This window comes from Mycobacterium sp. D16Q16 (assembly GCF_002013745.1).
Classification (GTDB): domain Bacteria; phylum Actinomycetota; class Actinomycetes; order Mycobacteriales; family Mycobacteriaceae; genus Mycobacterium.
The window spans coordinates 1-9,414 of record NZ_MAEY01000034.1; the positions used below are offsets into that span (position 1 = coordinate 1).

General features: G+C 63.7%; 12 protein-coding genes. 6 read left to right on the plus strand and 6 right to left on the minus strand.

What is annotated here, in order from left to right; genetic code table 11:
• Nucleotides 1–27 precede the first annotated feature (27 nt).
• The gene (locus tag B4394_RS24890) at nt 28–357 is read left to right on the plus strand and encodes a hypothetical protein (protein ID WP_286142488.1); all 330 of its coding nucleotides are present in this window, start codon (nt 28–30) and stop codon (nt 355–357) included.
• Here B4394_RS24890 and B4394_RS24895 read toward each other — a convergent pair.
• Nucleotides 354–692, minus strand: coding sequence for a hypothetical protein (locus B4394_RS24895; RefSeq protein WP_078313187.1), 339 nt, complete (start codon nt 690–692; stop codon nt 354–356). The two genes, B4394_RS24890 and B4394_RS24895, sit on opposite strands and share 4 nt — an antisense overlap.
• A 140-nt stretch (nt 693–832) precedes the next feature.
• Between B4394_RS24895 and B4394_RS24900 the strand changes: the two genes are divergently transcribed.
• Complete coding sequence (locus tag B4394_RS24900) at nt 833–1,732, plus strand: endonuclease domain-containing protein (RefSeq protein WP_078313186.1); 900 nt, start codon at nt 833–835, stop codon at nt 1,730–1,732.
• 16 nt (nt 1,733–1,748) lie between these two features.
• Here B4394_RS24900 and ipdC read toward each other — a convergent pair whose 3' ends face one another.
• The 4 genes from ipdC to B4394_RS24920 are packed head-to-tail and all read right to left on the minus strand — an operon-like array spanning nt 1,749 to nt 5,252.
• Nucleotides 1,749–2,825 carry a (3aS,4S,5R,7aS)-5-hydroxy-7a-methyl-1-oxo-octahydro-1H-indene-4-carboxyl-CoA dehydrogenase gene (ipdC, locus tag B4394_RS24905; protein WP_078316559.1) on the minus strand — a complete coding sequence of 359 codons (1,077 nt, stop codon included), beginning with the start codon at nt 2,823–2,825 and terminating at the stop codon, nt 1,749–1,751.
• Nucleotides 2,822–3,571 (minus strand): CoA-transferase subunit beta, encoded by a 750-nt coding sequence (locus B4394_RS24910; protein ID WP_078313184.1) that lies wholly within the window; start codon nt 3,569–3,571, stop codon nt 2,822–2,824. Before B4394_RS24910 ends, ipdC begins: the two co-directional genes overlap by 4 nt.
• On the minus strand, nt 3,568–4,449 hold the full coding sequence (gene ipdA, locus B4394_RS24915) for a cholesterol ring-cleaving hydrolase subunit IpdA (protein ID WP_078313183.1): 882 nt from the start codon (nt 4,447–4,449) through the stop codon (nt 3,568–3,570). The genes B4394_RS24910 and ipdA overlap by 4 nt, the downstream gene beginning before the upstream one ends.
• Nucleotides 4,450–4,481: 32 nt before the next feature.
• A complete protein-coding gene (locus tag B4394_RS24920; protein WP_078313182.1) occupies nt 4,482–5,252 on the minus strand; it encodes an enoyl-CoA hydratase family protein in 771 nt (256 codons plus the stop codon).
• A 94-nt stretch (nt 5,253–5,346) separates the two neighbouring features.
• Between B4394_RS24920 and B4394_RS24925 the strand changes: the two genes are divergently transcribed.
• Both B4394_RS24925 and B4394_RS24930 read left to right on the plus strand, forming a co-directional pair.
• Nucleotides 5,347–6,129: an SDR family oxidoreductase gene (locus B4394_RS24925; protein ID WP_078313181.1), complete on the plus strand. Its 783-nt coding sequence runs from the start codon at nt 5,347–5,349 to the stop codon at nt 6,127–6,129.
• Between the two features lie 3 nt (nt 6,130–6,132).
• The gene (locus B4394_RS24930; protein WP_078313180.1) at nt 6,133–7,044 is read left to right on the plus strand and encodes an SDR family oxidoreductase; all 912 of its coding nucleotides are present in this window, start codon (nt 6,133–6,135) and stop codon (nt 7,042–7,044) included.
• Here the strand turns inward: B4394_RS24930 and B4394_RS24935 are convergent.
• Nucleotides 7,041–7,550, minus strand: coding sequence for a nitroreductase family deazaflavin-dependent oxidoreductase (locus B4394_RS24935; RefSeq protein WP_078313179.1), 510 nt, complete (start codon nt 7,548–7,550; stop codon nt 7,041–7,043). The two genes, B4394_RS24930 and B4394_RS24935, sit on opposite strands and share 4 nt — an antisense overlap.
• 17 nt (nt 7,551–7,567) lie before the next feature.
• Here B4394_RS24935 and B4394_RS24940 point away from each other — a divergent pair, with 17 nt between their 5' ends.
• Together B4394_RS24940 and B4394_RS24945 are read left to right on the plus strand one after the other, a co-directional pair.
• A complete protein-coding gene (locus tag B4394_RS24940; protein WP_078313178.1) occupies nt 7,568–7,954 on the plus strand; it encodes a DUF8021 domain-containing protein in 387 nt (128 codons plus the stop codon).
• Nucleotides 7,955–8,069: 115 nt separating this feature from the next.
• On the plus strand, nt 8,070–9,347 hold the full coding sequence (locus tag B4394_RS24945; RefSeq protein ID WP_078316560.1) for a cytochrome P450: 1,278 nt from the start codon (nt 8,070–8,072) through the stop codon (nt 9,345–9,347).
• Nucleotides 9,348–9,414 lie beyond the last annotated feature (67 nt).

A 9,414-nucleotide genomic window follows, 5' to 3' on the forward strand; every position in this document is an offset into this window, starting at 1 on the left:
CGAATGGTCGAGGCGTAGCCTCAGGGAATGCGAGCTGGAATCCTGATCGGCGCGGCCGCGATGACGCTGGGTGTCATCACGGGCGCTGCCCCTGCATCGGCCGAGCCGTGTCCACCGGAGGTGTGCAGCATTCCTGGATTGCCGGGCGGCAGTTTGCCCTTCAATCCGCAGATGTCTGACCTGCCGCAAGACCCGATGTGGATGGGCCAGGCCTGGGATTGGTTGAGTAAGCGGGACAACACGGGCATGTTCAATAGCCCGGGGGCTGCGGAGTTCATTCGGTCGCAGCCACCCGACTCCGGGATCCCGGAGCAGGCCCCTCCACCTTTACCGGGGCCTGCTCTACCGGGCGACTAGTTCTGAGCCCACGTTCCGTAGGGCACATCCGGATCGGTGCCCAGCGGAGTGGAGGGATCGGCTCCACCGATATCGGTGGCATGGTCCGGGACATAGGGATCGGTTCCGTACGGGACGCCGGGGTCTGCACCGCCCACGGATTGGTCTTGCCGTAATACGTGATCGCGACCGCGATCTGTCGGTAGCTCCATGGAGCCCTGTTTCGGGGTCTGAATGCCGTGGTTGGGGACCGACGGCTGGTCGTTATCGGCGGCGGCGAGCGGGGCAAGCATGATGGCCGCTCCCGCCGCCAAACAACAGGCAGCTGTCGAGAAGGTGAACTTTCGGAAGGTCATACGACCAGCGTTCTCCCGCAGGCTGTGAATCACCTGTCTCTATCCTTGCGGTCGAGTGGGAATGTGCCGAGGTGTTTTGGTCGGTTTCCTCGTGAGATTCCCACTCGGATTTTGTCGGTGGGCGGTGAGATGCTCCCGCTGTGGGGGAGGTTCCGTGGCCATTCCGGTCAACCGAGGCAATCGCTGCCGGAGTTGTGACCGAGCACCTACTCCGAAGTCGGTACGAACAGATCTATCCGTCCGTGTACATACCCCGCGGATCGAGCGTGACGGCGATTCAGCAGGCACAGGCCGCGTGGCTGTGGTCGCAGCGGAGCGGGGTGGTCGCGGGGTTGTCCGCGTCAGCACTTCTCGGGTCGAAGTGGGTCGATCGTGCGGCCGACGCGGAGTTGATCTATCGCAACCACAAAGCCCCGACCGGGCTGAGGGTGCACCGGGAGTCATTGTTAAGCAATGAGGTTGATCGCATTGATGGCGTTGCAGCCACCTCGGCAGCGCGCACGGCATTTGACCTGGGACGTTGGTTGCGGCTCGATACCGCCGTTCAACGATTGGATGCACTGATTGCGGCTACCGGTGTCAGCCTTGCGGAGATTCAGAAGGTGGCGGCCGCGCATCCTGGAGCCAGGGGGTTGGTGACGCTTGGTAAGGCGCTGGAATTGGTTGACGGTGGAGCGGAGTCACCGCAAGAAACTCGCACCCGGCTGCTTCTCGTAAGGTCAGGATTTCCCAAGCCGCAGAGTCAGATCCGTGTGTATACGCGTTATGGAGAGTTTGTCGCAAGGGTCGATATGGGATGGGAGGACCTCAAGCTCGGAGTCGAGTTTGATGGCGCACAGCATTGGACAGACCCGCATCAGCGTTCTCGCGATGTCGATCGCTCGGCCGGACTCTCAGCGGAAGGCTGGACCATCATTCGAGTGACATCCGAGATGCTTCAGCATCGCGCAGGCACGATCGTGGCTCGGGTCGACGAAGCGTTTCGAACAGCTCTGTCGAGTGGGAATCTTGCGAGGGATTTAGGTCGATTCGCCTCGTGAGATTCCCACTCGGCGCCTAGATAATGGCGGCGTTCGCTGCCGTGAGGTGAGCGACGGCTTCGGAGACGATCGCGTCGATCAGCTCCTGGCAGCTCGGCAGGTCATCGAGGATGCCCGCGACCTGACCCGAGGCGAGAACCCCGGCGCCGGTGTTCCCTTCGACGAGTCCGGCTTTCAGCAGCATCGGGGTATTCGCCGCCATGAGCACCTGTGACCAGGTGAGCTCCTTGCCATGGCGCATCGCCATGCCGTCCTTGATCATGGATCGCCAGGTCATGCCCGTCATCTTCTTGAATTTGGCCGCGTTCAGAATCGCGGCACTGAAACCGCGTACCCGCGAACCGCTTTCGAGCTTCTCAACCAGCTCGGTACGCAATACCCGGTGCGGCATGCCATCGACGCGGGTCGACACCACGGTGCCGTCGAGAGCCGAGGCCAGGTAGCGCTCCTTGACCGCATCCGGCACCGTGCTGTCGGCGGTCAGCAGGAATCGGGTACCCATGGCCACGCCGGCCGCGCCGTAGGACAGCGCCGCCGCGAGGCCACGCCCGTCGAAGAAGCCGCCGGCGGCGATGACCGGCATTCCGGTGTCCTTGACCGCGTCGAGCACAGAGGGGAGTAGCAGGGTTGTCGCGACCGGACCGGTGTGTCCACCGCCCTCGCCACCCTGCACGATCACCGCGTCGGCGCCCCAGGCCGCGACCTTCTTGGCATGCTTGGCCGCCCCGATAGACGGAACCACCACCACGCCATTGTCTTTCAGCTTGGCGATCAGATCCTGCTTGGGCGCCAGCGCAAACGAGGCCACCTTGATCTTCTCGCGGATGAGCAGCTCGATGCGCTCAGTGGCATCACCGGCATCGGCGCGAATGTTCACACCGAACGGCTTGTCGGTCAGCGACTTCGTCTTCGCGACCGCCGCGACCAGTTCCTCCAGCGTCATGGTCGCCGAGGCGAGAATGCCCAGGCCGCCGGCGTTGGAGGTGGCGGCGACCAGGCGCGGTCCCGCCACCCAGCCCATGCCTGTCTGCACGACGGGATGATCGATGCCGACCAGCTCGGTCAGCGGCGTCTTGAGGACCGGCGCGCTCACGCCTTGACTTCCTTGTCCCGGAATGACTTCGGATCAATCACCTCGCGGATGATCCGCAACTCTTCCTCGGTGGGTACCCGGGTCTGGCCGGCGTCGGCCAGACCGTGCACCTCGAAGCTGGTGTTGGATGCGACGTCCTCGGCCGAGACCCCGGGGTGCAGAGTCAGCGCTTGCATCTCGTGGTTGGGTCCGTTGAAGTCGAACACACCCAGGTTCGTGATCACCCGGAACACGTTCAGGTACTTGAAGGCAGGGTTCGCGGGGTCGGCCTTGTCGTAGCCGACGCCGGACACGATGTCGACGGAGTTGCCGAAGACCCGCGCCGAGTGGTTACCCACCCAATACGAGGTGGCGTGGTTGATGGTGTTTCCCGGGGCACCGCGCACACCGAACATCTGCCGGGTGGGTTGTTGCAGCGGCCCGAACGCCGAGAGGTTCTGATTGCCGTAGCGGTCAATCTGGTTGGCACCCATGACAACATGGCGGCGGCCCGAGGCCACCACATCGAACACCTTGCGGAACGGCATCCATCCCTCGATGGGAGAGGTGCCGCCAATCGCCGGTGTCTCGGCCATCAGGACGGCCTCGCCATCGGAGAGCACCAGGTCGGGGGAGAAGGTCAGGCGGGCCAGCCGGGCACCGACGGTGGACATCGTCGACATCGCGGAGGCCATGATCTCACCTGCGTCCCTGAACAACTCGGCGCATGCGACGGCGCATACCTCGGCGCGGGTTGCCTCACTCATGCCTGCTGCTCCTTAAAGCGCTTGACGGCTGCCTGGTAGTCCTCTTCGGAACCGGATAGGTATGTGTCGACGAACTTCTGCCAGGTTTCTGGATCGCCCGCGGCCTCGGCGTAGTGCCTCTGGAACTTCTCGTCACGGCCGTAATCGGCTGCTCCGATGGTGAAGTGCGCGCCACCGGGTGCCTCGACCACCTTGTCGACCATCATGCGGTTCAGCAGAAGAGATTGCAGAGGAACGGTTTTCACCAGTTCCTCGGTGGAGACGATCTTCTCCACCGAAAGGTAGCGGCGCTCGGCGGCCAGGCAGTACAGGTCGTCGAAGTATGGGTCGACGCCGGTGTAGGCGGCGTTTCCGGTGGCGTCACCCAGATTCAGATGCACGAACGCGGCGTCAAGGTTCAGTGCGGGCATCGCGACCAGGGTTTCCGCGTTTCCCGACGAGTCCGCGTACGGCGACGTGACGGTCTTGAGTTCGTCGCCCCAGAAGTTCATGACGTCGGATCCCAGCCCGGCCCGGATGGGCAGGAACGGCAGCCGGGCGGCGGCAGCTTCCAGACCGCACTTGACCATGCCCTCATCCATCTCACGGGACTCGATCGCGCCGGTGGTGCGCGCCTTGGCGAACCACGGGTCATAGAACGGCGGTGAATCCAGGGAGACGAAGCCGTAGTAGGCCTTCTTCACCTTGCCCGCAGAACACAGCAGGCCCAAGTCCGGTCCGCCGTAGGTAACGACCGTCAAATCCTTGATGTCCGAACGCAGAATCGCGCGCACGAAGGCCATCGGCTTGCGGCGTGAACCCCAGCCCCCGAGGCCGATGGTCATGCCGCTGCGCAGCTCGGCGACGGCCTCGTCGAGTGAAGATCGTTTGTCGCTCATATTTTCTCCTCTTCGCGCAAGCGGCTCATCGGCTACTGTCCCTTCGGCTTTCCGGTCTCGACGAATGCGTCACGGTGCTCGTCGGCGACACCCGCCAGATTGAGCTCGAATGTAAAGCCCTGTTCCATGCGATAGCTCGACTCGACGTCCTGTGGGTCGATGAAGTTGATGGCTTCCTTGGCGGCCCGGATCACGCGGGTGTCCTTGGCAGCGATGTCACGTGCCACGCGTAGCGCGGCTTCGTCGAGCTCCTCGCGTGGCACCACCTCGTGGATGGATCCGTAGTGGTGCAAGGTCTTTGCGTCGATCTTGGCTGCCGTGTAGAACATCCGGCGCATGACATGCTGGGGGACCAGTCGCTGCAGATGAGTGGCGGTGCCGAGCGCGCCGCGATCTACCTCGGGCACGCTGAACACCGCATCGTCGGAGGCGACGATCACATCGGCGTTGCCCACCAGGCCGATCCCGCCGCCGAGGCAGAAGCCGTTGACGGCGGCGATGACGGGCACCTTGCAGCGGTACACCGCGCTGAAGGCCTCGAAACAGCCGCGATTGGTGTCGATCAGCGCGGTGTAGCCCTTGCCCTCCGCTTGGGTGGCTTGCATCTCCTTGATGTCGGCGCCCGCGTTGAACCCGCGGCCCTCGGCCCGCAGGATCACCACGTGGGTGGACGGGTCATTGCCCGCGGCCAAGATGGCGTCGGCCAGTTCAAACCATCCACGCGAGGGGATGGCGTTGACCTTCGGATAGTCGACGGTGACGGTGACGATGCCCGGTTCAACCGTCGCGGTGATGATGCCCATGAGACTCCTCAAGGTACCGAAACAAGCACTTGCTTGGTACGCTACCATGGCTCGAAAGCGCAGGACAAACAGTAGGAACATGGCAAGGAGTCACGTGCGAACCCCTTACGAACTCGGCCTTGAGGGCCGCGTCGTGCTGGTCACCGGAGGTGTCCGCGGCGTCGGCGCCGGTATCAGCCGGGTGTTCGACGAGCTCGGTGCGACGGTGATTACCTGCGCACGCCGCCCTGGTGAGACCCCCTACGAATTTCATCCCTGCGATGTCCGCGACGAACAGTCGGTGGACGCGCTCATCAGCGCCATCGTGTCCGGGCACGGGCGCCTGGATGCTGTCGTGAACAACGCCGGCGGTGCCCCCTTCGCGCTGGCCGCCGACGCGAGTCACAACTTTCACCGCAAGATCATCGAACTGAACTTGCTCTCCGCACTGCTCGTCTCGCAGCGCGCCAATGCCGTGATGCAGCGCCAGGACGACGGCGGCACCATCGTCAACATCACCAGCGTGAGCGCAAGCCGACCCTCGCCGGGCACTGCCGCGTACGGCGCGGCCAAGGCCGGACTGGAGAGTCTGACCCGGAGCCTGGCCGTGGAATGGGCGCCCAAGGTGCGGGTGAACGCACTGGCCGCCGGGATGATCCGCACCGAGCTCTCGGAAATGCATTACGGCGACGAAGACGGGATCGCCTCGGTCGGTGCGACGGTGCCGCTGGGTCGTCTTGCCAATCCCGACGAGATCGGCTGGACCGCAGCATTTCTTGCCTCACCCCTGTCTTCCTATGTGACCGGTGCGGTCCTCACGGTGCACGGTGGAGGGGAGCGCCCCGCGTTCCTCGACGCCGCCAATGTCAACAGCAATGAGAACGGCGAAAAGGAATAGAACATGCCAGGTTTGCTCGACGGTCGGGTCGTCATCATCACCGGTGCGGGCCGCGGTATCGGACGTGCGCACGCGCTGGCGTTCGCCGCCGAGGGTGCACGCGTGGTCGTCAACGACATCGGTGTGGGCCTGGACGGATCGGCAGGCACCAGCCCGGCCCAGGAAGTCGTCGAGGAGATCAAGGCCGCGGGTGGCGAGGCCGTGACCAATGGTGACGATGTCGCCGACTGGAACGGCGCCAAGAATCTGATTGACACCGCAGTCAATTCTTTTGGCCGCCTGGATGTCCTGGTCAACAACGCCGGTTTCCTGCGCGACCGGATGCTCGCCAACATGAGCGAGGAGGAGTGGGACGCGGTGATCCGCGTGCATCTCAAGGGACACTTCGCGCCTTTGCGCCACGCCGCCGCGTATTGGCGCGATGAGTTCAAGGCCGGAAACGCGGTGGACGCGCGCATCATCAACACCAGTTCCGCCGCCGGGCTGCAAGGCAGTGTCGGGCAAGGGAACTACGCCGCGGCCAAGGCCGGTATCGCCACCTTGACCCTGCAGGCCGCCGCCGAGATGGGCCGCTACGGCATCACCGTCAACGCCATTGCTCCGGCAGCGCGCACCCGGATGACCGAGGCGGTCTTCGCCGAGACCATGGCGAAGCCCGAGGACGGCGCGTTCGACGCGATGGCGCCGGAGAACGTCTCGCCGCTGGTGGTGTGGCTGGGCAGTCCGGAGGCTCGCGATGTCACGGGAAAGGTGTTCGAGGTCGAAGCGGGCGTCATTCGCGTCGCCGAAGGCTGGGCGCACGGCCCGCAGGTGGATAAGGGAGCTCGTTGGGACCCAAGTGAATTGGGACCAGTGGTCACCGAGCTACTCGGCAAGGCGCGCACCCCGGTCCCGGTATACGGCAGCCAGTCCTAAGCCGGCGCCCGCTCCAGGACGACGACGGGGATCTTGCGGGTCGTGTACGACTGGTACTTGTCGAAGTCCGCGTACAGCTCGACCAGCTTGGGCCAGTAGTGCGCGCGCTCCTCATCGGTGGCGGTGTGCGCCGTCATCGCTCGGATATCGCCCTTGATCTGAACGGTGACTTCAGAATTCGCCTTCAGGTTGAGGTACCACGCCGGGTTGGCATCACGTCCGCCCTGCGATGCGACCAGGACAACCTTGTCTCCATCGGGTAGATAGAGCAGCGCGCTCAGTCGCTTCTGCCCGGTCTTGCGGCCGGTGGTGGTCAGCAGCAGCACCGGTATGCCCCACGGGAAAGCCGCACCTACACGCCACTTTCCGCCGAGACGGCCGTCGGTCCTCTGGTACAGCCAGACGTTGACTGTGGTCATCCACTTGATGAGCTTGCCGGCGAACTCGGAGTTCAACTGGGCGGGTGCATTCGCGGATGAGCCGCTCGCGGGAAGACCGTCAGACATGGCCCTATGCTACGAGGGTGTCAACACCTGGAGCCTCAGACGAAGTGCGTATTGCCGCAGCGAATGCATACATCGAAGCCCTCGTCACACATCAGGCGGACGCGGTGCCGTTCGCTCCGGAATGTGTGCGGATCGAGCAGGGTGTCAAGACCGGATTCTCCGGAGATCACTTGCGGCGCAGCCTGAACAACGGTCCGCAGTTCCGCCTTATCGCGGCCGCCTCGAACCGGCAGTTCCGTGTCGAGGGGGAGAATGTCGTCGCGAGTTTCATCATCGAAACCAAGGCCAAGGTCGCCGGGTGGCGCGTCGTCGCGAAAGTGGACGAGACGTTCAAAATTCCGGCGGATGATCCCCGGATCCATCACATCAGGGCGATCTTCGTCCCTAAGCTGTCGCGCACCTAGAACACGTTATAGATCTGCGGTTTTTCCGCTGCGCCCCCTTGTCCCGGGGCCGATTTCTGTGCTTCACTGCCACTAGAGCCATTAGTGAAATGCGTCACAGGCCGGGAGGTACAGCGTGGTACAGGCCCAACATCCCCACTTGCCGGACGGCATCGACTTCACGGATCCTGATCTTTTTGTGCGGGGGATCCCGGAGGGTGAGCTCGCCGAACTGCGGCATACCGAACCGATCTGGTGGAATCACACGGAGCGCGGGGTTGCTGGGTTCGATGATGATGGCTTCTGGGTGGTGTCCAAACACAAAGATGTCAAGGAGATCTCGCTTCGGTGCGACGTGTTCTCCAGTGAGCAGAACACCGCGATACCGCGCTATCTGCCGACCACTCCACGCGAGCGGATCGATGCGACGCGTTTGATCATGCTCAACATGGATCCGCCCCGGCACAGTAGGTTGCGGCACATCATCAGCCGCGGGTTTACGCCGCGGGCGGTGAACCGGCTGCGCGACGATCTCAACACCCGGGCGCAGGGCATCGCGAAGGCGGCGGCGCAGATGCGGCATGGCGACTTCGTGGAGCAGGTGGCCTGTGAGCTTCCGCTACAGGCCATCGCGGGTTTGATGGGGACGCCCCTGGACGAACGTGAGCAGCTCTTTGACTGGTCCAATCGGCTCGTGGGATCCTCCGATGGTGAGGACGATAGCGCGATCGCCAGCGCGGAACTTCTGATGTACGCGATGGGCGTCGCGGCACGCAAGGCCGTGGAGCCTGGTCCTGATATCTGTACCGATCTGATCAACGCCGATATCGATGGTCAGAAACTATCCGATGACGAATTCGGTTTCTTTGTCATGCTTTTGGCGGTGGCCGGCAATGAGACCACTCGAAACTCGATCACTCACGGCATGCACGCCTTTACCCAGTTTCCGGATCAGTGGGAGCTGTACAAGAGGGAGCGGCCAGAGTCGGCCGCCGACGAGATCGTGCGCTGGGCGACGCCGGTAACCTCGTTTCAGCGGACCGCACTGGAGGACACCGAGCTTGGTGGCGTGCGGATCACGAAGGGGCAGCGCGTGGTCATGATGTACCGCAGCGCGAACTTCGACGAAGAGGTCTTCGAAGATCCGTTCTCTTTCAATATCATGCGAAACCCCAACCCGCACGTGGGATTCGGGGGCAATGGAGAGCACCACTGCGTCGGGGCCAACCTGGCACGCATGACCATCAACCTCATGTTCAACGCGATCGCCGACCACATGCCCGACCTCGCGTCGGCAGGTGAGCCCGACAGACTGCGGTCCGGGTGGCTTAACGGGGTAAAGCATTGGGAGGTCGACTTCTGTCCGGCCGGATTCACCCGCGAGCAGGCGGTACCGCCGGGACGGGCAAGCTAGCGGGCGCACAGCGAAAAGCCCCCGGCGCCGCGATGCCGGGGGCTCTTCGGTGGCCCGCTAGATCCGC

Coding starts and splice junctions, on each gene's coding strand:
- B4394_RS24890 (WP_286142488.1), top strand. CDS start 28: ATGCGAGCTGGAATCCTGATCGGCGCGGCCGCGATGACGCTGGGTGTC.
- B4394_RS24910 (WP_078313184.1), bottom strand. CDS start 3,571: ATGAGTGAGGCAACCCGCGCCGAGGTATGCGCCGTCGCATGCGCCGAG.
- B4394_RS24935 (WP_078313179.1), bottom strand. CDS start 7,550: ATGTCTGACGGTCTTCCCGCGAGCGGCTCATCCGCGAATGCACCCGCC.
- B4394_RS24920 (WP_078313182.1), bottom strand. CDS start 5,252: ATGGGCATCATCACCGCGACGGTTGAACCGGGCATCGTCACCGTCACC.
- ipdA (WP_078313183.1), bottom strand. CDS start 4,449: ATGAGCGACAAACGATCTTCACTCGACGAGGCCGTCGCCGAGCTGCGC.
- B4394_RS24930 (WP_078313180.1), top strand. CDS start 6,133: ATGCCAGGTTTGCTCGACGGTCGGGTCGTCATCATCACCGGTGCGGGC.
- B4394_RS24895 (WP_078313187.1), bottom strand. CDS start 692: ATGACCTTCCGAAAGTTCACCTTCTCGACAGCTGCCTGTTGTTTGGCG.